Here is a 22548-nt window from a genome sequence, read left to right on the forward strand (position 1 = left end):
AAATTCGGTCAAGAAGAAGAAACCTACAACATCGTTGCAGCCCACGGCTACTTCGGTCGTTTGATTTTCCAATACGCTTCATTCAACAACAGCCGTTCCTTGCACTTCTTGTTAGGTGCATGGCCAGTAGTAGGTATCTGGTTTACCGCTTTGGGTATCTCCACGATGGCTTTCAACTTGAACGGTTTCAACTTCAACCAATCGATTATCGACTCTCAAGGTCGTGTGATCAATACTTGGGCTGATGTGATCAACCGCGCTAACTTGGGTATGGAAGTGATGCACGAGCGCAATGCTCACAACTTCCCGCTTGATTTGGCTGCTGGTGAGACAACTCCCGTAGCTTTGGTTGCTCCTTCTATCAACGGTTAATTTTTAACTTGAGATTGACAAAAAGCGCTCCTAGAAATAGGGGCGCTTTTTGTTTGGGGAAAAATATTTTTCTCGCACTGTTTCTATCCGTTAAATCCCTTAAATCCGTTACCCCCCTTACCTCCGTTACATCCATCCGTGGCCTTCCTTCTTGCTTTTTACTTATTTTTTCTTTCTTTATTCTTTAATTTTTTATGATTACTATAGAATATAGCCACTAGGTCGATCGAGATACTGTGACATACTCCACGGGCGAAATCTTATATTATGGTCTAGGATTCCAATAGTCGGATTCAGAATATGTTGGGCTTGCTATAAAGTGTTCGCTAGCAGCAATGCAATTGTGTCAATTCCAGAATCTAACCATAGACAAATGTAGCTGATCAGGAGTCGCTCCTCACCGTCCCAAGCGCTCTATCTGTAAGGAGAATTTGTATTATGAAAGATGGACAAGAAGTACGCCGCGTCTCCACAGCCGTCATTGCCGGTGTTTGCGGGTTGGCTTTACTGACGGGAGGGGGCATTGCCTGGTGGACCGCGAACCGTTCGCCAACCCCCACAGATACGCCGTCTTCTGCTCAGACTACCGCTCCGCCGCTGTCCCCAAGTCCTGCGGAATCCCCTGTTGTAATTATCCCGGTGCCCCCTCCAACTCCTGTCCCAGCGCCTACTGCTCAGACGCCTAATGCTCAGACGCCTAACGCTCTGGTTCCCAAGTCGCCACAGCCAAAGCCTTTGCAGAAAACCGATGTCCAGATAGTGCAAGTCTACTGGGTTAAAGATGCGAGCGGCAAATTTGAGGGAGTTCCTACGAAAGTAGCTGTCAAACAAGCTGACCAGCCTGATGCAGCTTTACAAGCTGCTTTTAACAGTTTGTTGGCTGGGCCGAAGGATGGAAATGTTTCTAGCGAAATTCCTAATGGGACAAAACTCAGGGGTTTGAGTGTTCAGAATGACGGAGTTTATGTCGATTTGTCGGCAGAATTTACTTCGGGGGGAGGGAGCAATTCGATGACTGGCCGGTTAGGGCAAGTTATCTATACGGCTACGAGTTTACAACCGAATACCAAGGTTTGGATTTCGGTGGAAGGCAAGCCTTTAGAACTTTTAGGTGGCGAAGGTTTGGAGGTGGCTCAGCCGAGTACCCGCCAAAGTTTTGACAAAAATTTTCCCCTTTAGTAATTATGAGTCATTAGTTACAAGTGATTAGTCATCGGTCTGAAGGCCGAGAATAGGAATTGATAACTGATGACTCATGACAGAGGATTGAGGACTGAGGACTGGCAACTAATTTTCAGTGCTTCGTAGTTAGGCTAAATGCCCGAAAGTGTAGGGCTTGCTGTTCGATGCGGCTGGCAAGCCGATCGCACACCATATTACACAGCTCAAAAATTAACTCGTCTTGCACCTTATAATAAGCTGAAGTCCCTTCACTCCGGCGAGTGAGGATACCAGCTTGGAGCATGAGTTTTAGGTGCTTAGAAACATTGGCTTGACTCGTTTGAGTAGCTTCCACCAATTCTTGCACGCATTTTTCGCCGTCGCGAAGCAAGTTCAAGATTCGTAAACGCATGGGTTCGCTCAAAATACTGAAATACTCAGCAACTTGTTGCACAACCTCTTGCGGGACAGGCTGGGATGACTTCATCAAACTCACCGGAGAGAAGTGATCGGGAAATATTAGCATTTATTCTGTCCATAACAATAAAGTAATCCTTCAATCCGGATTAATTCGCATCAACACTTGACCGTATTCGACAGGTTCGCCATTTTGAACTAAAATTTCCATCACTTGACCGGACACTTCATCAGCATCGATCTCGTTCATCAGCTTCATCGCTTCTATAATACAGACTGTCTGGCTGACCTTGATGCGATCGCCCACATTGACAAAAGGCGGCTCGTCAGGAGCAGCAGCGCGATAAAAGGTTCCTACCATCGGCGAGATAATTGGCACCCATTTCGTATCGACAGAAGCAGTTACGGCAGCAGGTACGGCGACAGGGGCGACGGGTACAGGGACAGCCATATCCGCTGCTAAATTTTGGTCAACAGCAGGAGGTGACGCTAAGGTGGGGCTAGCAACAGCGCCCAACGCGATCGGAGCGACTGTAGCCACGGCAGCAGGGAGCGCAGCATCGGTGTTTGATGAACTTGCCAGACTGCCTTTGCGTACTGTCAGTTCAATATCCCCACTTTTTAAGGTCAGTTCCGAAATGCCAGTTTTGTCTAATACAGTTAGCAGTTCGCAAAGCTGGTTTAAGTCTAGTTGCACAGCAGATTCAAGGGTAATTGAGAATTGAAAATTGAGAATTGAAAATTGAAAATTCAGAATCAGGCGAAGCTAGGAGCATCAACGCCTTTGAAGGCAAAAGGGATAGTTTTTAAGCTGTGAGCAATGAGTATTGAATTTGGACTTCTTTAACTCATAACTCAGAACTAAAAACTAAAAACTCCCTTTTCCTTCCTCGTTTCTACTCTCGGCCGAGGTACTTGTCTTCACGAGTATCAATCCGAATCCGTTCTCCAATGGAAATAAATAGAGGCACCATAACCTGAGCTCCGGTGGAGACGATCGCTGGTTTGCTGCCACCGGTGGCAGTATCTCCTTTGACTCCCGGATCGGTTTGCAACACTTCCAAGACAACAGAGTTGGGCAGTTCCACTTCCAGGATTTGGTCGTTCCACCGAAGGAGGTTGACTTCCATCCCTTCACTGAGGTACTTGACTCGATCGCCTATTTGCTTAGCATTGAGGCGACTCTCCTCGTAAGTTTCCATATCCATAAAGACGAACTCGTCGCCCTCTTTATAGGTATGCTGCATCACACTCTTTTCCAGGTTAGCTTGAGGCATAGTCTCGCCCGCCCGGAAGGTTTGTTCTACTACGTTTCCGGTTTGGACGTTTTTTAATTTTGTCCGCACGAAAGCCGAGCCTTTTCCTGGCTTGACGTGGAGGAATTCGATAACCCGCCACACGCCGTTATTCCATTCAATTGAAACACCTGGTCGAAAGTCGTTACTAGAGATCATATAAATTTTTGCGGGCAATCCCGTCGCCTTGCGGGCACGGGGGAACTACAGTCAGTCGATTTTAGATTTTAGATTTTAGATTTTAGATTTACTCCACAGATGAATTTGGGAGATTGAACCTTGGTCTAAAATTTTGATCTCTCCACGACAGGAGTCTGGGGATTGTATCCGTTTTTGAGCGGGTCAGGTTAAAGCTGCAGTCTAGCTGACGGCATCAAAAAGCAATTGGCATTTTATTTTACCGTTCAAAGGGAGCAAGTGCTGTACTGAAAGCTAAAAACCTCTCAAGGGAAGGAAGTTCGGCAACGAATTGTGTAGGGCATTTAAGGGATAGAAGGCCGACAGCGCTGTGGGAAGATAATAGAGGCAATAAAAGTTAAAGTTATGTTGCATTGGCCTAATTTCTCGATCGATACGTGCAAGCGCTGGGTCAAAACCGTCGCTTTAGCGCTCTTGCTGTTCACTCTCTCTCTGAGTTTCAGTGCAGTCTCCCATGCCAAACGCCCCAGCAGCAGTATGCCTGCAGGGAATGCGATTACGGATGGGCGGGCGCTGCTGCGCTTCGCTTTACCTATTGACAATCAGACTGTGCGAGAGTTGCAAATCAGTCTCGAAGACATTGGCAACCACATACGGTCTAAACGTTGGGGGCCGATTAGCAGTGATGTCAGCAAGGCTTCCAGGATTCTCAACCTTCGGGAATCTGATCTTTTAGAGAGTATTCCCGACGCCAAAAAGCCGGAAGCTGAAACTCTAGTTGCAGGAGTCAAGGAGAAAATTGCTCAACTGGAAAAGGCTGTTGAGGCTAAAGACAAGGAACAAGTGATTGACTTGAAAGCCACAATCCTAGGTTCGCTAGGCGAAATCGAAGAGTTGATGGTGACAAAGTTTCCCTTTGAAGTGCCTGCCAAGTATGCTAATCTGCCTCAACTCAAAGGGCGCGCTACTGTCGCTGTACAAACTGAAAAAGGGGAAATTACTGTTGTGGTTGACGGCTACAGCGCCCCGGTTACGGCTGGTAATTTTGTAGATTTGGTCGATCGAGGTTTTTATGACGGTTTGCCGTTTATTCGATCGGAAGAATCCTACGTTTTGCAAACAGGAGACCCCGAAGGCAAGGAAGTCGGTTTTATTGACCCAGCTACTGGTAAATACCGGAATGTGCCGCTAGAAGTGCTCGTCAGGGACGAAAAAGAACCTATTTACGGGATTACTCTAGAAGATGCGGGGCGTTATCGCGACGAGCCTGTTTTGCCTTTTTCTGCTTTCGGTACAGTGGCCATGGCCCGTACCGAAACTGACCCTGATAGCGCTTCTTCTCAGTTTTTCTTTTTCTTGTTTGAACCTGAACTCACGCCCGCCGGTCTAAATCTGTTGGACGGCCGCTATGCTGTTTTTGGTTACATGATTGAAGGAAAAGAAGTTTTGGAGCAACTGAAGCAGGGAGACAAGATTGTATCTGCTAAGGTAGTTAAAGGAATCGAAAATTTGGTGCGACCTCAAGTTTAATTAATGACGGCGATTGAAATCGCTTTTACACCAAAGTGACGGTGATTTCAATCGCTTTTACACAAACAAAGCCCGCCTGGGCGGGCTAAAAAAATCAATAGCGACTGCAATTGAAATCGTTTCTAGATGGTGAGGGAGATTGAAATCACTTCTGCACAGATTAATCCCGCATCAGCGGGGTGGAAGAAGAGATAATTTTTATACTTTCCTTATTGAAATTAGGAATTAAATCGAGAATATGGCTATTTTACAATTTTTATTGGTAATAGGTTTGGGTGGATTCACAGGATTGTTGATTATAAAAAATGTGAATGAAAACAAGCAAAAGCAGCGGTTGGATGAGGCTTTTTATGAGTTGTTGGAAACTCAAAACAGTCAAATTTCGTTGATTCAACTGGCGGCTAATGCTAGGGTTGAGGCTGAAGTTGCTCAGCAGTATTTAACTCGGCAAGTGAAGATTTTTTCGGCGATTTTAGAGGTAGATGATGAAGGGGATACTTTTTATAGGTTTCCTAGGTTGCGCTTGCCGCCGAGTTCGGGTAAGGAATGGTGAAGTGAGAAAGTGCGATCGACTAATTCAAAATTATGCAAGTTAAAGATATCGGTGAACAAGGTCTTTTAAGAAGATTACAAAAATTCTGCCCCGCAGAGATAGTTGGTGATGATTGCGCTGTCATGGCTACAACTCCCAACCAATCTCTCGCTATCACTACAGATATGTTGGTGGATGGAGTGCATTTCAGCGATCGCACTACGGGGCCTTATTACGCAGGATGGCGCGCCGCAGCAGCGAATTTGTCGGATCTCGCGGCTATGGGAGCAAAGCCTCTGGCGGTGACTGTAGCCCTCGCTGTGGCGGCGGATACGGCTGTGGAATGGGTTGAAGAGTTTTATCGGGGGATGACGGCTTGCTTGCAAGAATATGATACGCCGATCGTCGGTGGCGATGTTGTGCGATCGCCCGTGGTGACTGTGGCGATTACTGCTTTTGGGGAGGTTGAGTGCGATCGTACCATTAGTCGATCGAATGCGCGATCGGGCTGGGCGATTGTTGCTACTGGGGTTCACGGAGCCTCCCGCGCGGGATTAGAATTGCTGTTAAATCCAGAATTCGGGCAAAATCTTACAGAAGTCGATCGAGCTTCCTTAATTCTCGCTCACCAGCGCCCTAAACCGAGACTGGATGTTTTGCCGATTATTAGGGAAATTTTAGATTCTGCGGGTGAGTTTTCCATCGCCGGAATGGACAGCAGCGACGGTTTAGCTGATGCGATTATTCAAATTTGTCGGGCTAGCGGTGTTGGCGCAAAAGTCGATCGCACAAAAATACCAATTCCCGATATTTTCAGCGAAATCGTATCCACCGAAAAAGCTCTAGATTGGGCATTATACGGCGGGGAAGACTTCGAGTTAGTGCTGTTTTTGCCGATCGCAAATGCTGAGTTATTGGTAGAAAAAATAGGAAATGGAGCCGCGATTGTGGGAATCACTACGGAGAGCACCGATATCTGGTTGACTGATAGCAGCGGTATTTATCCTGATGCTGGATTAAAGCTCGATCAAGGATTTCAACACTTCTGAATTATCTCTTAGTCCGCATAGGCGGACTTGGTTTGTGTAGAGGCGGTTTCAACCCCCTGGTTTCTGCTTTCGGTTGGTCTCTTGGGGTTTTTCTAGGTTGATTTGGTCAAGTTTTTTTAAATCAGCCCAGCTTATTTAAGGTTCCTACGTTATTGAACCGGAAAGCCTCTAGAGTATAGATTGTTAAAGTTTCCTCAAAAAAGCCGATCGCCCGTTACATCTTTTCCGCCACCGAACCCTTGATTCTGTTATTGTAGGCAGTAGCCAGATTATTCTGGGTTTGCGTCCATTTTTCACTACCGGGTTCGCGATTATTTAAAACTATTTGATAACCCGTAATTGCAATTTCAATATTATTCGATCTATTACCACTAGGAAAATCACTAATATGAACACTCAAATTTTCAATAATACCGATAATTGAGCTAATGGTTTCTGAGTTTTCGCCGGCAATTAACTTCTGCGCCACTTGCTGTAAAGTCTCGGCAAAACTGGCATTAAGGAGATGTTGTCGCCCTTCCAGCATGGGGTAAATTACTGCTATATCCCCGTTGCTATCTTGTTCTGCTTGCAATAATTCTAGGAAAAAATTTGCATACTCTTGGAAATTTTCACTGGCAGAGTTATTGCTATCTACGTCATCGTTCATATCGATGAGGGGCGCTAGGTAACGGGCTAGATGTCGGAGGAATTTAGCGCCATTTTCCCCTCCTTGTTCTGCCAAGGTTGATGCTACTAACTCGCAAGTTTCCAGAAATCCGCGATCGAGTAATTCTGAGTTATCCTGTAATATTTGCGGTTCGTCTCCTTTGGGGGCATTCAGCAGGGTGTGAATTAATTGCAGATAGGCTTGGGCGCGGTTTTCTTCCATTGTGGGGAGTTGTGAATAACACCGGGATTTATTTTATCATGCTTGGGGGTGGGTTTTCTGAGTTACTTCACTTGGGAAGTTTAACCGCAGATGTCGGCGGATGTACGCGGATGGACGCAGATGAATTTCGTTTAGTCTGGGACACATGGGTGCGTCGAAACCGGGTTTTTATGAGAATACTTCGTTACTGTGCGAAGAAATGGGAAACAACGCGGTTTATTTGATTTTTAACCGCAGATGTGTCGGCTAACGTCTAGATAATGCTACCTTGGGCATTAATCTATCCAAAATTTGCTCGATCGCAATTACTGTCCAATCAATATCAGCTTCTGTGGTTTCTCGCCCTAGAGTCAATCGAATTCCACCAACTGCGCCGATTTCGTCATATCCCATTGCTAATAATATTGGACTAGGAGTTAGTTTGCCGCTGCTACAAGCAGAACCGGAACTAATGCCAATTCCTGCTAAATTTAGCTGCCGCACCATAGTTTTGCCTGTGATTCGCCCTGTATCTCTCTGTTGATAAGGGCGGGAAGAAGGGGAGACTATGCAAAAACTGACGTGGTGCGGCAACCGACAATATCGATCGCCAGTTGGTACTAAACTGGGTACATGAGCTAATCGGTCAAAAAGTCGATCGCGCAATCCAATTAACCTCGCAGTTTCCACCTCTATTTCCTGCAATGCTAACTCCGCCGCCACCCCAAAACCGACAATTGTCGGCAGCGCTTGTGTCCCGGAACGCAGTTTCAATTCTTGGCCACCACCGCCTAACATTGGCACTAATTCTACTCCCGGACGCACGTAAAGCGCCCCCGCACCTTGCGGCCCGTAAAGTTTGTGACTCGAAAGGGAAAGCAAGTCTACGGGCAGTTTCTGCACGTCAACTTGCAGCTTGCCGGCTACTTGAACTGCATCGGTATGAAACATGATATTGCGATCGCGCGCAATTTGTCCCAATGCCTCGATTGGTTGCAGCGTGCCAACTTCGCTTTGTCCGTAAATGATTGAAATTAACACTGTATTCGATCGCAGCGACTCTTGCAAATCCAAAGGGTGAATTCGCCCAAATTTATCCACGGGTAGGCGCGTCACTTCCCATCCCAACTGTTCGAGTTGTCGCGCCGGTTCTGCTACTGCGGAATGCTCTACGCTGGAGATAATAATATGCTGCGGCTTTGTATAAAGACGGGCAATTCCCATTATTGCCAAATTGTCCGCTTCAGTGCCGCCACTGGTAAAAATCATCGATTCCGGTAGCGCGTTAATTAAGCTAGCAACCTGCATTCTTGCTAATTCTAAAGCTGTCGCCGCCCTTTGTCCCCACTCGTGCAAACTGGAAGGATTCCCCCACTGCTGAGTCAGGGCTTTGTGCATGGCTTGAATCGCTTCTGGGCGTGCGGGTGTTGTGGCGCTATAGTCGAGGTAAATTTGCATGATTTTAAATAACTAATGACTAATGACTAATGACTAATGACTGATGACTGATGACTAACTTCCTGGTTTGCAGACGTTGTAATCTTCGTGCGACAAAACTTTTTGGGGAAGTAAGAAAGTGCCGCAATCTTCACAAAGCATTCTGTAGTTGCGAGTTACAGGAATACTGATTATCAAACGGTTGTGACGCAGGCGTTTGCCGCCGAAATCTCTGTAATTCTTATTTTCGCCCAAAGCTGCTATAATTGCGCGGGCTTTAGTAACTACTTGGTCGGGCAGACCTCTGAGATCGATGATATCTCTAGCAAATGATGCTTCCCTCTCCTGTTTTTTGGTTTGTTTTTGTGTCAGCACTTCAACGTAATGCTGCTGCGCCACCAACTCTTGCGTGCAGCGATGGCACGCTTTACCATATCCTTTGTGACCGCACGGAAAAATTCTTTTTCTTTTAGCCATAAAGCAGCGGTATAGGGTTTGACCCACGCCCCTGAATGCTGCTACCCTACCAGTGATGCTTCCGGCATCGAGGCAGTTCTACAAGACGCAAAATCTATTCCCTTGCATAAATTTAATAGGTTGTAACTTTACTTGATCCAATAGATTTGAACTTTGGGAAGGCTAATAACCTCTATATTTTTTAAAATTTTGTGACTGTATTGTATTATCATTTACTCGGTTTCTGTTGTGCTGGGCTGATGGCGCTCAATCTGGTGGGCTGCGGACAAACAAAGCAAGACGTGCAGAATTTACCTCTGAGTCTGCCTCCACTGCCTCAAGACCCCTTGTTGCAAGTATACTTCAATCAGTCGATCGCTTCGAGTTATACAGAGCCTTACCGCCAGCAAACTAGACCTGGAGATGATTTAGAAAACTTGATCGCTGTTGCGATCGCTAATGCTGGATCGACGGTAGATGTAGCGGTTCAGGAGTTTCGCTTGCCCGGTATTGCGAGGGTTTTGGCCGATCGGCAGCGATCGGGAATTAAAGTGAGATTAATTGTAGAACATATGTATAGTCGCCCTTGGAGCGATTTTACAGCGCAGGAGTTAGCGAAATTACCGGAAAGAGAGCGCGATCGTTATAGCGAATTTGTGCAACTTGCCGATACCAATAAAGACGGTAAATTAACGGTCGATGAAATCAAGCAAAATGATGCTTTGGTAATTGTCAAGGATGCGGGGATTCCTATAATTGATGATACTGCTGACGGCAGTAAAGGCAGCGGTTTGATGCACCACAAATTTGTGGTAATTGACGGCAAAACCGTAATAGTCACTTCTGCTAATTTTACCACAAGCGATATACACGGCGATTTCAAGACAGCAGCAAGTCGTGGCAATGCGAACAATTTACTGAAAATTGAAAATGCTCAAGTAGCGCAACTATTTACTCACGAATTTAACATCATGTGGGGCGACGGGCTCGGAGGCAAACCGGACAGCAAGTTTGGTATCAAAAAGCCCTTTCGTCAAGTGCAAAAAGTAAGAGTAGGGAATTCGACAGTTGCGGTGCAATTTTCGCCGACTTCCCAGACTTTGCCTTGGGAAAAAAGCGTTAACAGTTTGATAAATCGAACTTTGGGTAGTGCGAAAAAGTCGGTTGATTTGGCATTGTTTGTATTTTCGGCTCAGCGGTTGTCAAATACTTTGGAAATTGAAGCTAGCCGGGGAGTTGCGGTGCGAGCTTTAATTGACTCTAATTTTATTTATCGCTCTTATAGTGAAGGGTTGGATATGATGGGGGCGACTTTGATGCAAGATTGCGGGTTAGAAACTGACAATCGCCCTTGGAGAAAGCCGCTGACTACCGTGGGAGTGCCGCTGTTACCAATAGGCGATCGCCTGCACCACAAATTCGGCGTTGTAGACGGCAAAACGGTGCTTACAGGTTCTCACAACTGGAGTGAAGCTGCAAATCACGGGAATGACGAGACGCTGCTGGCGATCGAGAGTCCCACAGTTGCAGCCCATTTTGAGCGGGAGTTCGATCGGCTTTACAAAGGTGCAACCTTGGGAATTCCCGCCCGAATCAAACAGAGAATTGACGCTAAGAAAAAAGAGTGTGATTCACTACAAGCCGCATCAAAATCGGCGAGTGCTAAACCTCAAATTGCTGCGGGTAAAAAGTTAGTTAATTTAAATGCAGCGAGTCAGGAAGAATTAGAAACTTTGCCTGGAGTTGGCCCGAAGTTAGCCGACAGAATTATTGCAGCGCGTCAACAGCAACCTTTTACCTCTTTGGACGACGTGGCGCGGGTTCAGGGCATTGGGGACAAGCTTTTAGAGAGGTGGCGCGATCGAGTAACCTTTTAAGCTAAGTTCGCAGCATCGGACTTCAGTCCTTTCTTATCAAACTCTATATTAGAAAGTGTAAAATTAATTAAGAGAACTCAAATCGGAGCGCAGATAAATATGTCTCAGTCTGTTTTACCAGTTTCGGAAAACGATCGAGTTGATGCTTCGCCAACTTTAACTTTTGAACAATATCTTGTCTATGAGGGAGAACCTGACGTTCTCTACGAACTTCACAGGGGAAAATTAATACCGATAGCCGCAGCAACGGCTTTACACGCAAGCATCTGCAAATTCTTAGTTTATATATTGCAGCGTTACTTAGCTGAACACAATCTCGATTTGGTGGCAAAAACTAATGTGGGAGTGAGAACGGAAGAGAATTCCTCGCGCATTCCTGATGTGATTGTTTGCACTCAAAGTCTTTGGGAACAACTGCTTGCCAGACCCGGTGCTGGTGTTTTCGATTTGGATGAAACGCCAGTGTTAATTGTTGAAGTTGTCAGCCAAAACGAGCGTCAAGATTACGTGACAAAAAGAGCCGAATACGAAAATGCTGGAGTGCCGGAATATTGGATGGCAGACCCGAAACCTAACCGGACTAGGGTCAGGGTTGTAACTTTACCAGAAAATGAGACTGCTTACGAACAAACGAATTTTGTGCCAGGGCAAAACATCGTGTCTTTGCAGTTTCCCGATTTAGTTTTATCAGTGGATCAAATTCTATCTCCCCCACTTGTCGAAGATTTAATCAGACAAGAACAATCTCGATTGCAGCAAGCTGACAGACTGGCGGCGCGCTTGCGGGAGATGGGAATAGACCCGGATGCTATTTAGCAGTAAAGTGCATTGCGCCGAAAGCGCAGCGCACTTCTGCGTGGGAATTAGTTAACAAAATTGAGTTTTTGTGGAACAGGCATCTTGCCTGTTCAACGAGAAATCAAGTAATGGGGTGAAAGTAAAATGCTGCGGCTAACACGATATATGTCGCTAAAAGCAGCACTCCTTCGAGCCAATTAGAGCGCCCGTCGAGACTAATTAGATTAGCAATTGTCACGGCAATAGCAACTGCAACTACTTCAAACGGATTGAAGTTTAAATCCATGGGCTGGTGAATCACTAATCCGATAATTACCAACACTGGTGCTACCAGCAAAGCAACTAGCAAACTAGAACCCATCGCGACAGAAACTGACAAATCCATATTGTTTTTCATCGCCACTCCCACCGCAGTTACATATTCCGCCGCGCCGCCAACAATTGGCAATAGAATTACCCCTGTAAACAGCGGCGTTAATCCCAATCCTTTGGTAGTTTCTTCCACAACACCAACGAAAATTTCTGATTCAAAAGCAACGGCAACAGTTGAGGCAACTAGCACTCCTATCCACAGCCACAAATTCGGTTTGTGTGTACTAGATTCCTCTTTGGTATTTTGAGGATTTTCGGACTCTAGTTCTAGTAAGCCGACTTCGTAAAGATAGCTGTGAGTTTTTAAGGAAAATAGCAGAGTTAGAGCGTAAACTGCAATTAGGACGATCGCAGTTATTAAGGAAAGATTCTGAATCGCTGCGGGTTCGACTCCATTGGACGTATAAATTACCATTGTCGGCAGTAGAATTGCAATCACTGCTAGAGTCATTGTGGAACCGTTCACCCGCGCGATAATCGGTTTAAATTCTTGTTCTTTGTAGCGGATTCCTCCTAGCAGCATGGAAAATCCCATGACTAAGAGCAAGTTGCTGATAATTGTACCGGTTATGCTGGCTTTCACAATGTCAATTAAGCCGGCTTTCAGGGCAACTATGGCAATAATTAATTCCGTAGCATTGCCGAAGACTGCATTTAATAAGCCGCCTATGGAGGGGCCTGTAACGATCGCCACTTCTTCTGTTGCTGTGCTCAACCAAATCGCCAGAGGTATAATGCCTAAAGCGGATGTGATGAAAACTGCGAGGGAACCCCAGTGCAAATACTCAGCGGCGATGGAAAGGGGGATGAAAATTAACAGCGCTATGGAAAGAATCTTTTTGATTGACATAGGAACTCGGATGGTGTAAAGAAGGGTGAGGTCGAGTTGTCGGGGCGATCGCAAAGTTGATTTTACACTATTCAACTATTCTCTGACAATTCTGGTGGCGAGTGCGATCGATAATTGGGAATTTTTAACCGCAAATGCACGCAGATCGAGGCAGATTAAATATAATAGAATTATATCGACATCGGTGAAAAGATATGTCTCAATCTGTAGTGCCAGTTGTTGAATCAAAGCAAATTGATACTTCACCCACCTTGACCTTTGAAGAATACCGATTTTATCAAACGGATTCCGATCTACAATATGAACTGTACAAAGGCAAATTAATTCCGATGCCAACCGCAACAGTTTTATATATAAAAATTTGCGAATATTTAGTTTACCAATTGCAGCGTTACCTAGCGGAACACAATCTTGACTTAGTAGCAAAAACAGGCCTGGCAGTAAGAACAGAAGAAGATACCTCTCGGATTCCTGATGTAGTTGTTTGTACTCAAAGTCTTTTGGAACAAGCTGCTGCTAGAGCTGGTTCTGGTATCCTCGATTTTGAAGAAAAGCCGCTGTTAGTGATAGAGGTAGTGAGTCAAAATCGGCGCGCCGATTATGTGATTAAACGAGCTGAGTACGAACTAGCTAACGTGCCAGAATATGTAATTGTTGACCCTACACCTAACAAGGAACTGGTGCGAGTTTTAGCATTTCCTGAAGGTGAAGACATCTATACCCAGACTGATTTTGTGCCGGGGCAACAAATGGTGTCTGTAGTATTTCCTAATCTGACATTATCAGTGAATGAAATACTGTCTCCGCCATTAGTTGAAGGGTTGATTAAAACAGAACAATCTCGGTTCCAGGAACTTGAGCAGCAAGCTGCGGTGGAGCGCCAACGGGCTGATGAGCAGCGCCAACGGGCTGAAAGATTGGCGGCGAGGTTGCGAGAATTAGGAGTAGATCCCGATCATATTTAGGAGCTTTCTGTCAGATCCCCGAATTCTTAAAAAAGTCGTGGATCTGGGTATTCTGTTGTTTGAGGTGGGCTTGATACTGTGCAACTATTCAACCCAACGCACCCGCACAAAATGAGCTTCGCGTCCCCAAAAGTCGTGACTTACAGAAATATCAACAACACTCAAATTAAACGGAATAGCCGTTGTGACGTACCGCTGAGCCAGAGCTCCCACATCAGGAGCTAACTGAGCCGCCGCAGCAGCAGCGGCACCCAAACCGAAAAGTTGCAGAATGGGCCCTCGCGGTAAGGCTAAATTGATGCCAACAGCAAGTCCAGCCGTCAGCAACATTGCCACCGACAAATTCGTGCCACAGCGAGGATGTACAGCTAAATCCCACTCTCCGCTGCCAATCCGCTGCAAAGCTTCGCGCACTGCCTGACGCAACTGTGCAATGTTAACGCGACCGTAAAGATAAAACCCTTGGTCTGTGGACATCCCGCCCAATAACTCATTATCGGTTCTTGCTGTCGTCGCAGCAAACGATTGACTTAGTACCCAAACCGTAGCGTGTTCCAAAGCATGAACTTGGCGCAAAGTCAAGACTTCCTTCAAGCCGGGCACAAAATTGAGTTGTCGCAACAAATCAGCATCTTGAGTCCGCTGCGGGGCAAAGTCGAAGGGAAATTGGCCGGTGTTCCCGGAAGCAGAAGCAGTAGTTGTCATATCAAAACGCCTCCATTAACTCCATTAAGTGGATATTTAAGATTAGCAATTGGGTTGAGAAAAAGCCGATCATAAATTCTCAATAGTTTTGACTTTAAAACCTAGCAAGGGCAGGTTTTGTGCAAAAATTATTAGCCATCTACCTGCCCTTAGTAACAGATCGCACTTATTCCCAGTTTATCGTTCTAGCCGCTGGCCCTCACGGAATACTCCCGGAAGTCGCCGGCCTCTGGTATCGATAATTGTGCCCTTGCCGTGAGGCAATCCCTTGCGTAACTCTCCCTCATAGCGGATACCGTTGGAAAACGAACAGTTACCCCTGCCATCAAGTTCTTGAGTATAGAACTGTCCCGAACACCGACTGCCGTCAGCGCGGGTGAACGCTCCCGTACCTAAAGGCTTGCCCCCTAAAAATTGACCCACAAAGCGATCGCCATTGGCAAAAATGAATTGCCCTTGTCCAGTGGGTACTCCTACTTTTTGATCGAGAGAAAACGACCCCACATAGCGATCGCCATTAGTAAAAATAGCTGTCCCGGAACTAACTTTGCCATCTCGGAATATACCCTCGACGCGGGCGTCGTCCTTAAATATAAATTGTCCTCGACCATTTGGTTTGCCCAGACGGAACTGCCCCTCATAGCGATCGCCGTTGGAATATATGTATACCCCAGTGCCACTGGGCAAACCGTTGACGAACTGTCCGATGTAGCTATCACCGCTGTCATAATCGCACCTAACTCTACCTGTAGCGATAGCTGGCACGCAGCGACCGGTTCTAGCTTCTGTTCCTTGCGCCATTGAGGGCAAGGGATAAGTCGCGTAACTACCAATTCCCAACACTGATGCAACTAATAAAGCGATTCCACTGGTCCAAGAACGGGAAATCATCAATCAACTTTCTCCTATGCGCTGTTAGATATTATCTTCTTCTGTCCTTTGTCTTTTGTCCCATTTGTTGTCAAAAGTTGGCTGAAAACCTCAATTTATCCTTTACGAAACTCCGGGCTTGCCGTTGCGAAATACCCCCGGAAAGCGCCTACCCCTAGCATCGATCATCGTCCCGACACCGTGAGGTACTCCCTTTCGCAATTCTCCTTCATAGCGCGTACCGTTGGGGAAAGTGCAGGAGACACTAGCGTCAAGTTCTTGATTAAAAAATCTGCCGGAACAGCGAGTGCCATCTACCCGCACCAATACCCCAGGGCCAAAGGGTGAGCCTGCAAAGAATTGTCCTTCATAGCGATCGCCATTGGTATAAAAAAATTGACCCCGCCCAGCAGGTTGGCTGCTAATGGCATCAGTCTGAACGTTCCTGACGACTGCGAACTCTCCGACGTAGCGCTCGCCGTTGGCAAAAACGACCGTCCCGGATCTCATCGTGCCGTCTTGGAACACGCCTATGTAGCGGGCATCATCTTTAAAAATGAATGTCCCTCTGCCATTTGGCACTCCATTCCGAAAATTTCCTTCGTAGCGATCGCCATTAGCGTACACGTAGACTCCACTGCCATCGGGTAGGCCGTTGACGAAATTTCCCTCGTAGTTATCGCCTCCCTCGTAATTGCATTTCACTCTTCCCGTAGGAGGGTTTCCTTGGCAGAAGGGAGAGCGTTGTCCTTCTTCTGGTTTTGGCTGTGGTGTTGGTTGAGCCATTGATGGCTGGGGATTCAAGAGATTAGTAGCGCTGCCGATAGAACAAGCAACTAATATCACCATCCCTACTTTTTGAATTGAACCGAGCATGATCAATCTCCTTTAACTTCAATTACTAATAGGGATTTTCTAGAAGCTAATACTCGCTGAAAAGTCCTCTATTTTTTAATCCCTGTACTAATTTTACCTTCAGGTTTGAGATCTGCCCTAAATGCAAAAAGGCAAAAACTCTAATTTTTGCCTTTAGCATTTTTCCTGCTTTACTGTCAATTTTCAGCGTCGCGCTGAGCTATTCGGATTTGGGAGACGGCTAATAACTGCATTGGCTGGTTGTGTTTGGCGACTGGCGGGTTTTTCGCCAACACCTTTGGCTACCTCAACGCCGTTTTCCTCCAGAATCACGATCGGATCGGCTCCTTGCTTGAGATCGACCCGCTTCACCAACACTTGCCCATTAGACAGCCGCTGCCCGACTTTGACATATCGGCTGGTTGGTTCATTCGGTACTTTGACAATCACTTGCGTCTCGTTCCCGACTTTTACCACCCCGCTGACTTCAGTGCCCGTAGCGAGGTCAGTAGAAGGCGGTGGCGGAACTACTGGGATCACGGGAGGAGGCGGGGGATTTGGGTCTACCCACTGAGGCGGGCGCTGGTCTACTGGCAGTTCCGGCAGATCCGGCACTCCTATGGGTCTCGCTGCTATTGGTTGGGGCGGGCGCGGGGGTCCGGGACGGCGAGTCTGGGGATTCCGCGCATCTTGGGGTCTAGCTGCAATGGCATTGCGATCTCTCCACCGGGGGGGACGCTTGTCTACTGGCAGTTCCGGCAGATCCGGGACTCCTATGGGTCTCGCTGCTATTGGTTCGAGTCCAGGCGGAGATGTACGAGTACGACCTAACTGAGGAGCATTTAGCCCCGGAACTAGGGGCGGCAAGCCAATTTGTCCCCCGGTGCCTCCGGGTAAGGAACCATTTCTGCCACCGCCACCTAACCGAGGAGCAGTTAGCCCTGGAACTAGCGGCGGCGAGCCAATTTGCACCCCATCACCTCCGGGAAGTAAAGAGCCTCCCGGACCTCGTATTTGCTGAGTGCCTCCTTGACCGTCCCTGGGTGCCCTGGGGATAGCAACCGTCTGACCAGGCCTGTTAATTGGGGGGGGAGCCAATAACTCGGGAAGATCGGGTAGCACGGCAACTTGTCGCTGTGGCAGTTTGGGGATTTCTGAGGTAATCCCACCCGCTCCGTTGGCTCCTGCAGGGATTTGTAATACGATCGGCGGCAGCGGCCCAAAGGGGTCTAACTGAGAAGGATTAGCTGTCACAGGGCCTTGGGGCACCGGCTGAAGCGGAAGCGTTGGATTCCTATCCTTGTTGTCGCCGATATTTGTTTGAGCCTGTCTTGCTCGTTCGTCTGGGTTGGTCGATCGAATTAACCCTGGAGGCTGGGCGGCTACTATTGGAGACTGGAAAGTCTGAGCTGCTGGGGTGGGGCTGGCAGAGGTGGCCGGAGATGGAGAGGCTGGACTGGGGGTGGGGCTGGGGCTGGCTGTGTTGCTGGCCTCGTCGCCACCGCATCCTCCGATCGAGAAAGCTAGTAGTCCTATAGTCGCAAAATATAAAAGTTTGTGCATTGCCGATCGCCCCCAAATGCTTAATTTCAAGATATCCAACAAGGCTCTGCAATTACAGCCTGTTGCCGTTTATAAGTTTATCAAAAATTTGGATTTTCAACCCCGTCCTTTTAGGACGGCTTTAATTGTAACGTATTAATAATAACTTGCCGAACATTTTATGCTAGGACCTATAGTATAAGATGGGAGGTAAAGTCATGTTAGTTTTTGAGTTTAAGGCATACGGAAAATCGAATCAGTTCAAAGCGGTAGACGAAGCAATTCGTACCGCTAAGTTTGTCCGCAATAGCTGTTTGCGTTATTGGATGGACAACAAGAAGGTTGGCAAAAACGACTTAAATAAATACTGCGCCGTACTAGCTCGCGATTTTCCCTTTGCCGACGAACTCAACTCAATGGCAAGACAAGCTAGTGCAGAACGGGCATGGTCTTCTATCTCCCGATTTTACGATAACTGCAAGAAAAATATTCCTGGTAAAAAAGGGTATCCACAATTTCAAAGAGATGGCCGTTCGGTGGAATACAAAACCACTGGATGGAAACTTGCTGACGATCGGAAATCAATCAACTTTACCGATAAAAAAGGAATTGGACGATTAAAACTAAAAGGCACACGCGATCTACATTTTTACCAAATTAGCCAAATAAAAAGGGTGAGATTGGTCAAACGTGCTGATGGCGTGTACGTTCAATTCTGTGTGGATGTGGATAGGAAAGAAAACACAGAACCATCTGGTACTACGATCGGATTAGACGTGGGATTGAAGGAATATTACACCGATTCAAACGGAACTACGGTTGAAAATCCGAGGTTTTTAAGAAAAGGTGAGAAAGTCCTCAAACGCTATGGGCGTCGCGTATCCAGGAAAGTTAAAGGTTCAATAAACAGGGGCAAAGCTCGGCAGATTCTAGGTAAGCGCCATCTCAAAATAAGTAGACAACGTAAAGACCATGCTGTGAAATTAGCAAGGTGCGTAATCTCATCAAACGATGTAGTCGTCTACGAAGATTTGAGAATCAAAAACATGGTGAAGAATCATTGTCTGGCTAAGTCCATTAATGACGCATCTTGGTATCAATTTCGTGTTTGGCTTGAATACTTTGGGAAAGTGTTTGAGAAAATCACGGTTGCGGTGAATCCCCAATACACCAGTCAAGAATGCTCTAGCTGCGGTAAAATCGTGAAAAAAACGCTATCTACAAGAACTCATGTTTGTCAATGTGGTTGTGTCTTGGATCGGGACGAAAACGCAGCTAGAAATATCCTTAGTCGAGGATTAGGTACGGTAGGGCATACCGGAACCTTTGGTCTTGAACCAAGCAACTCTTTGGGAGAATTAGTCTCTACTGTTGCTGGAGAAATCCTGCCTCAGCAAACTGGCTCGTAGATCAAAGAATCCCCACGCCTTCAGGCTGGGGAGTGTCAAGTGATCGCTTGAAAATTGCCAAGTTTTTCTCATGATCTGATCTGAGGATCGGGCGAGCGGTTTTTGGGAGCGGGTTAGGATATCAGTGGCGGTCGTTGTTCGACATCATTGAATCAATTAAGGTATTTAGATCATGGCAAAAGTGATTCTCAAGCGGATTTGGCGATCGGGCTTTGTTTTTGCGACCGTTTTGGTGGGTGTGGGATCAGTGGGGGGTGCCGAGGTACATTCTCGTTCACATCAGCCCGAAACCCAGGTGATGACATTGGTGTCCGATGTGAGTTCCCAGCAGCACGCGCGGCGCAGCTATCCCGAAGGGAATCGCACTATAACGGGATCGGGATTCACAACTGGCCAATTGTACTCTCAGTTTTGGAACCCATCCAATCCTGCTGCTAAACCCCCAGCAAATCAACCGGCTAAGCCACGGGGGAATCCACAGGTATTTCAAGCTAAAATCAAGCGTCGCGCTGGCGGGACGCCGGTGATTGATGTGGTATTTAACGGCAACAAGACTTTTGAGATGATTCTCGATACCGGGGCGAGTGGCACTTTGATTTCTCAGCGAATGGCTACTGCACTGGGAGTGAGGCCGGTGCGTACCATAAGAGCGGGGATCGCTGACGGTAGCGTTGTCGAGTTCCCGATCGGTCTAGTGCGATCGATTCGGGTTGGGGGTGCTGTGATCCAAAATGTCGAAGTGGCGATCGCCAAACAAATGCCAATAGGTCTGCTCGGTCACGATTTCTTTGGCAATTACGATGTCAAAATTAAAAAAGATGTTGTAGAATTTTATGTCCGCTGAAAGTGAGCGGAGTCGGCAAGCGATTTTTGCTCAACTCGTGTCCTATAAAGTTATTCGCCGCCCGCTCCAGGCTTTTAAATTTATTGGTTGAGGCGGTAGCAAAATGCAACCAAGTGTGGTATTGTTCTTAGTGTTTCAAGAGCCACCTACGGTTAAACTATCCGTGAAATCCGGCCACAAAAGCACGGCTGGTGTTGGTGAGATCGGTAACAGTCTCCGACAACGATTCACAGTACAAGCCAAGGCAATCAATTAAACAATTCGCCAAGCCGATCGAAATAAGTTCCCAAAATGCGGTGGTTGAGGGAATTTTAGTTGGCATTGTTCAGCCGGAGCCTAGAAAATATGTAAACTGATTAGCGGCAGATGTTCCGCCAAATCGGCAATCATGACGATCGAGAAATTAATTATTGTAAATAAGGTATTCACATGGCACAAGCGTCTGTATCTCCTGTAGTGCTGATTATTCTAGACGGCTGGGGTTATCGTGAAGAAAAAGACGGAAATGCGATCGCCGCTGCAAAAACACCCGTGATGGACAGTCTCTGGGCCGCTTATCCCAGAACTCTGATTAAAACATCGGGTCGGGCGGTAGGTCTTCCTGACGGGCAAATGGGTAACTCAGAAGTGGGTCACTTGAATCTGGGCGCAGGCCGCGTGGTTCCTCAAGAGTTGGTGCGGATCTCGGATGCAGTGGAAGATGGTTCTTTGCTCAACAACCGCGCGCTGGTTGGGCTTTGCGAGAAAGTCCGCGCCACGGGCGGCAAGTTGCACCTAACTGGTCTTTGTTCGGAAGGTGGGGTTCATTCCCATCTCAGTCATATTAAGGGTTTGCTGCAATTAGCAAAGGCACAGGGAATTTCTGATGTTTGCATTCACGCGATTACAGACGGCCGTGATACTACTCCGAAAGAAGGTGTCGAAGCTTTAGGCAAAATTGAAAGTTATATCGCAGAGGTAGGGGTCGGTCGGATTGCGACCATCAGCGGCCGCTACTACGCGATGGACAGGGACAAGCGCTGGGATCGGGTGCACCGCGCTTACGAGGTGATGACGACTGAGGGTGCTCCTGACGGTCGATCGGCTGTTGATGTGTTGCAGGCCTCCTATGCGGTCGGAGTGACCGACGAGTTTGCAGTTCCGACTCGGATTTCGCGCGGGGCCGTGGCATCGGGGGATGGGGTAATTTTCTTCAATTTTCGCCCGGACAGGGCTAGAGAATTGACTCAGGCTTTTGTATCTCCCGATTTTAAGGGGTTTGAACGGCAGTTAATTGAGCCGCTGGCGTTTGCGACTTTTACTCAGTACGACCCGAAACTTTCGGTCATGGTGGCTTTTGAACCGCAGAATTTGAACAATATTCTGGGCGAGGTAATTTCTAAGCACGGTTTGCAGCAGTTGCGGACGGCGGAAACTGAAAAGTACGCTCATGTGACTTATTTTTTTAATGGGGGTCTGGAAGAGCCTTTTATCGGGGAACACCGGGAGTTGGTGCAGAGCCCGATGGTGGGGACTTACGATGAGGCGCCCCAGATGTCGGCGGACATGGTGACGGATGGGGTGGTGACGGCTTTGGAAAAGGGGATTTATTCGTTTATGGTGATTAACTACGCTAACCCGGATATGGTTGGTCATACGGGGATGATGGATGCGACGATAATTGCGATCGAAACTGTGGATAAATGTTTGGGGCGGCTGTTGAGCGCCATTAGTAAAGCTGGAGGTACGGCAATTATTATTGCTGACCACGGAAATGCTGAGCAGATGTTTGACGAGGACGGGAATCCCTGGACGGCTCACACTACTAACCCGGTTCCGTTTATTCTGGTAGAAGGCGAAGGGCGGAAGATTCCGGGTCACGGAACGGATGTTCCTCTGAGGGCGGATGGTTGTTTGGCGGATATTGCGCCGACGATTCTGGAGCTGTTGAGGTTGCCTCAGCCCCCGGAGATGACGGGACGTTCTATGATTCGATCGGCTGAGTTTGAAGTTCGCGCCAATCGCACTCCGGTGCGAGTCCGATTGTAGTAGGGACGCAGCAGTAGGGACAAAGGCTTTGGGCCTTCTTCGTGTCAATTTAACGTCAAACCCAGTCACAGAATGGTGTTTGACTATTAAGCCTAGATCCCCCCTAGCCCCCCTTCAGAAGGGGGGAACCGGACATGGATCAAAGTCCCCCTTTTTAAGGGGGATTTAGGGGGATCTGGACTCAGGTAAAAACGAG

The 22548-nt window shown here is 47.3% G+C and carries 22 protein-coding genes and 1 pseudogene; 11 read left to right on the plus strand and 12 right to left on the minus strand.

The window, feature by feature from the left end:
- Positions 1 to 372, plus strand: a pseudogene (locus QUA74_RS18095) (photosystem II q(b) protein); the annotation flags it as partial.
- Positions 373 to 810: 438 nt separating this feature from the next.
- The gene (locus QUA74_RS18100) at positions 811 to 1551 is read left to right on the plus strand and encodes a GerMN domain-containing protein (protein WP_333331793.1); all 741 of its coding nucleotides are present in this window, start codon (positions 811 to 813) and stop codon (positions 1549 to 1551) included.
- 115 nt (positions 1552 to 1666) lie between these two features.
- On the opposite strand, the gene QUA74_RS18105 is transcribed toward QUA74_RS18100, so the two are convergent.
- The 3 genes from QUA74_RS18105 to efp all read right to left on the minus strand — a co-directional run bounded on the left by QUA74_RS18105 (position 1667) and on the right by efp (position 3404).
- Positions 1667 to 2059, minus strand: a complete 393-nt coding sequence (locus QUA74_RS18105) for an ArsR/SmtB family transcription factor (protein WP_006631662.1) — start codon at positions 2057 to 2059, stop codon at positions 1667 to 1669.
- A 30-nt stretch (positions 2060 to 2089) separates the two neighbouring features.
- Positions 2090 to 2647, minus strand: a complete 558-nt coding sequence (gene accB / locus QUA74_RS18110; RefSeq protein ID WP_333331796.1) for an acetyl-CoA carboxylase biotin carboxyl carrier protein — start codon at positions 2645 to 2647, stop codon at positions 2090 to 2092.
- 199 nt (positions 2648 to 2846) lie between these two features.
- Complete coding sequence (gene efp / locus QUA74_RS18115) at positions 2847 to 3404, minus strand: elongation factor P (RefSeq protein WP_242718109.1); 558 nt, start codon at positions 3402 to 3404, stop codon at positions 2847 to 2849.
- Between the two features lie 384 nt (positions 3405 to 3788).
- Between efp and QUA74_RS18120 the strand changes: the two genes are divergently transcribed.
- The 3 genes from QUA74_RS18120 to thiL all read left to right on the plus strand — a co-directional run bounded on the left by QUA74_RS18120 (position 3789) and on the right by thiL (position 6494).
- Positions 3789 to 4913 (plus strand): peptidylprolyl isomerase, encoded by a 1125-nt coding sequence (locus QUA74_RS18120; protein WP_333331802.1) that lies wholly within the window; start codon positions 3789 to 3791, stop codon positions 4911 to 4913.
- Between the two features lie 238 nt (positions 4914 to 5151).
- Positions 5152 to 5466, plus strand: coding sequence for a hypothetical protein (locus QUA74_RS18125; RefSeq protein ID WP_333331805.1), 315 nt, complete (start codon positions 5152 to 5154; stop codon positions 5464 to 5466).
- A 32-nt stretch (positions 5467 to 5498) separates the two neighbouring features.
- The gene (gene thiL, locus QUA74_RS18130; RefSeq protein WP_333331808.1) at positions 5499 to 6494 is read left to right on the plus strand and encodes a thiamine-phosphate kinase; all 996 of its coding nucleotides are present in this window, start codon (positions 5499 to 5501) and stop codon (positions 6492 to 6494) included.
- A gap of 214 nt (positions 6495 to 6708) precedes the next feature.
- Here the strand turns inward: thiL and QUA74_RS18135 are convergent, their stop codons facing one another.
- The 3 genes from QUA74_RS18135 to QUA74_RS18145 form a co-directional block, all read right to left on the minus strand.
- Positions 6709 to 7365, minus strand: a complete 657-nt coding sequence (locus tag QUA74_RS18135) for a hypothetical protein (RefSeq protein ID WP_333331810.1) — start codon at positions 7363 to 7365, stop codon at positions 6709 to 6711.
- 246 nt (positions 7366 to 7611) lie between these two features.
- Positions 7612 to 8802: a cysteine desulfurase family protein gene (locus tag QUA74_RS18140; protein WP_333331813.1), complete on the minus strand. Its 1191-nt coding sequence runs from the start codon at positions 8800 to 8802 to the stop codon at positions 7612 to 7614.
- A gap of 54 nt (positions 8803 to 8856) precedes the next feature.
- Positions 8857 to 9258: a DUF7682 family zinc-binding protein gene (locus QUA74_RS18145; protein ID WP_333331816.1), complete on the minus strand. Its 402-nt coding sequence runs from the start codon at positions 9256 to 9258 to the stop codon at positions 8857 to 8859.
- Positions 9259 to 9449: 191 nt separating this feature from the next.
- Between QUA74_RS18145 and QUA74_RS18150 the strand changes: the two genes are divergently transcribed.
- Together QUA74_RS18150 and QUA74_RS18155 are read left to right on the plus strand one after the other, a co-directional pair.
- Positions 9450 to 11114 carry a DUF655 domain-containing protein gene (locus tag QUA74_RS18150; protein ID WP_333331819.1) on the plus strand — a complete coding sequence of 555 codons (1665 nt, stop codon included), beginning with the start codon at positions 9450 to 9452 and terminating at the stop codon, positions 11112 to 11114.
- A gap of 99 nt (positions 11115 to 11213) precedes the next feature.
- A complete protein-coding gene (locus QUA74_RS18155) occupies positions 11214 to 11930 on the plus strand; it encodes a Uma2 family endonuclease (RefSeq protein ID WP_333331821.1) in 717 nt (238 codons plus the stop codon).
- A gap of 103 nt (positions 11931 to 12033) precedes the next feature.
- Here QUA74_RS18155 and cax read toward each other — a convergent pair whose 3' ends face one another.
- Positions 12034 to 13134, minus strand: a complete 1101-nt coding sequence (gene cax / locus QUA74_RS18160; RefSeq protein WP_333331949.1) for a calcium/proton exchanger — start codon at positions 13132 to 13134, stop codon at positions 12034 to 12036.
- A gap of 194 nt (positions 13135 to 13328) precedes the next feature.
- Here cax and QUA74_RS18165 point away from each other — a divergent pair, with 194 nt between their 5' ends.
- The gene (locus QUA74_RS18165; RefSeq protein WP_333331824.1) at positions 13329 to 14099 is read left to right on the plus strand and encodes a Uma2 family endonuclease; all 771 of its coding nucleotides are present in this window, start codon (positions 13329 to 13331) and stop codon (positions 14097 to 14099) included.
- Between the two features lie 84 nt (positions 14100 to 14183).
- On the opposite strand, the gene QUA74_RS18170 is transcribed toward QUA74_RS18165, so the two are convergent.
- The 4 genes from QUA74_RS18170 to QUA74_RS18185 form a co-directional block, all read right to left on the minus strand.
- Positions 14184 to 14804, minus strand: coding sequence for a DUF6391 domain-containing protein (locus QUA74_RS18170; protein WP_333331827.1), 621 nt, complete (start codon positions 14802 to 14804; stop codon positions 14184 to 14186).
- A gap of 177 nt (positions 14805 to 14981) precedes the next feature.
- On the minus strand, positions 14982 to 15695 hold the full coding sequence (locus QUA74_RS18175) for an MORN motif-containing protein (RefSeq protein ID WP_333331829.1): 714 nt from the start codon (positions 15693 to 15695) through the stop codon (positions 14982 to 14984).
- A 102-nt stretch (positions 15696 to 15797) separates the two neighbouring features.
- Positions 15798 to 16550 (minus strand): MORN motif-containing protein, encoded by a 753-nt coding sequence (locus QUA74_RS18180; protein ID WP_333331832.1) that lies wholly within the window; start codon positions 16548 to 16550, stop codon positions 15798 to 15800.
- A gap of 183 nt (positions 16551 to 16733) precedes the next feature.
- Positions 16734 to 18092, minus strand: coding sequence for a hypothetical protein (locus QUA74_RS18185; protein WP_333331835.1), 1359 nt, complete (start codon positions 18090 to 18092; stop codon positions 16734 to 16736).
- 197 nt (positions 18093 to 18289) lie between these two features.
- Here QUA74_RS18185 and QUA74_RS18190 point away from each other — a divergent pair, with 197 nt between their 5' ends.
- On the plus strand, positions 18290 to 19480 hold the full coding sequence (locus tag QUA74_RS18190) for a transposase (RefSeq protein ID WP_333331838.1): 1191 nt from the start codon (positions 18290 to 18292) through the stop codon (positions 19478 to 19480).
- Between the two features lie 172 nt (positions 19481 to 19652).
- Positions 19653 to 20324, plus strand: a complete 672-nt coding sequence (locus QUA74_RS18195; protein WP_333331841.1) for a retropepsin-like aspartic protease — start codon at positions 19653 to 19655, stop codon at positions 20322 to 20324.
- Between the two features lie 157 nt (positions 20325 to 20481).
- On the opposite strand, the gene QUA74_RS18200 is transcribed toward QUA74_RS18195, so the two are convergent.
- Positions 20482 to 20646 carry a hypothetical protein gene (locus QUA74_RS18200; protein ID WP_333331844.1) on the minus strand — a complete coding sequence of 55 codons (165 nt, stop codon included), beginning with the start codon at positions 20644 to 20646 and terminating at the stop codon, positions 20482 to 20484.
- Between the two features lie 107 nt (positions 20647 to 20753).
- Here QUA74_RS18200 and gpmI point away from each other — a divergent pair, with 107 nt between their 5' ends.
- Complete coding sequence (gpmI, locus tag QUA74_RS18205) at positions 20754 to 22352, plus strand: 2,3-bisphosphoglycerate-independent phosphoglycerate mutase (protein ID WP_333331847.1); 1599 nt, start codon at positions 20754 to 20756, stop codon at positions 22350 to 22352.
- Positions 22353 to 22548: the final 196 nt, after the last annotated feature.

It is taken from the genome of Microcoleus sp. LAD1_D3, from assembly GCF_036702135.1.
GTDB lineage: Bacteria > Cyanobacteriota > Cyanobacteriia > Cyanobacteriales > Microcoleaceae > Microcoleus.

Bases quoted from the DNA above. Each gene is read 5' to 3' on its own strand.
- QUA74_RS18100 (WP_333331793.1), top strand. From the start codon at position 811: ATGAAAGATGGACAAGAAGTACGCCGCGTCTCCACAGCCGTCATTGCC.
- QUA74_RS18105 (WP_006631662.1), bottom strand. From the start codon at position 2,059: ATGCTAATATTTCCCGATCACTTCTCTCCGGTGAGTTTGATGAAGTCA.
- efp (WP_242718109.1), bottom strand. From the start codon at position 3,404: ATGATCTCTAGTAACGACTTTCGACCAGGTGTTTCAATTGAATGGAAT.
- QUA74_RS18120 (WP_333331802.1), top strand. From the start codon at position 3,789: ATGTTGCATTGGCCTAATTTCTCGATCGATACGTGCAAGCGCTGGGTC.
- QUA74_RS18125 (WP_333331805.1), top strand. From the start codon at position 5,152: ATGGCTATTTTACAATTTTTATTGGTAATAGGTTTGGGTGGATTCACA.
- thiL (WP_333331808.1), top strand. From the start codon at position 5,499: ATGCAAGTTAAAGATATCGGTGAACAAGGTCTTTTAAGAAGATTACAA.
- QUA74_RS18135 (WP_333331810.1), bottom strand. From the start codon at position 7,365: ATGGAAGAAAACCGCGCCCAAGCCTATCTGCAATTAATTCACACCCTG.
- QUA74_RS18140 (WP_333331813.1), bottom strand. From the start codon at position 8,802: ATGCAAATTTACCTCGACTATAGCGCCACAACACCCGCACGCCCAGAA.
- QUA74_RS18145 (WP_333331816.1), bottom strand. From the start codon at position 9,258: ATGGCTAAAAGAAAAAGAATTTTTCCGTGCGGTCACAAAGGATATGGT.
- QUA74_RS18155 (WP_333331821.1), top strand. From the start codon at position 11,214: ATGTCTCAGTCTGTTTTACCAGTTTCGGAAAACGATCGAGTTGATGCT.
- cax (WP_333331949.1), bottom strand. From the start codon at position 13,134: ATGTCAATCAAAAAGATTCTTTCCATAGCGCTGTTAATTTTCATCCCC.
- QUA74_RS18165 (WP_333331824.1), top strand. From the start codon at position 13,329: ATGTCTCAATCTGTAGTGCCAGTTGTTGAATCAAAGCAAATTGATACT.
- QUA74_RS18170 (WP_333331827.1), bottom strand. From the start codon at position 14,804: ATGACAACTACTGCTTCTGCTTCCGGGAACACCGGCCAATTTCCCTTC.
- QUA74_RS18175 (WP_333331829.1), bottom strand. From the start codon at position 15,695: ATGATTTCCCGTTCTTGGACCAGTGGAATCGCTTTATTAGTTGCATCA.
- QUA74_RS18180 (WP_333331832.1), bottom strand. From the start codon at position 16,550: ATGCTCGGTTCAATTCAAAAAGTAGGGATGGTGATATTAGTTGCTTGT.
- QUA74_RS18185 (WP_333331835.1), bottom strand. From the start codon at position 18,092: ATGCACAAACTTTTATATTTTGCGACTATAGGACTACTAGCTTTCTCG.
- QUA74_RS18190 (WP_333331838.1), top strand. From the start codon at position 18,290: ATGTTAGTTTTTGAGTTTAAGGCATACGGAAAATCGAATCAGTTCAAA.
- QUA74_RS18195 (WP_333331841.1), top strand. From the start codon at position 19,653: ATGGCAAAAGTGATTCTCAAGCGGATTTGGCGATCGGGCTTTGTTTTT.
- QUA74_RS18200 (WP_333331844.1), bottom strand. From the start codon at position 20,646: ATGCCAACTAAAATTCCCTCAACCACCGCATTTTGGGAACTTATTTCG.
- gpmI (WP_333331847.1), top strand. From the start codon at position 20,754: ATGGCACAAGCGTCTGTATCTCCTGTAGTGCTGATTATTCTAGACGGC.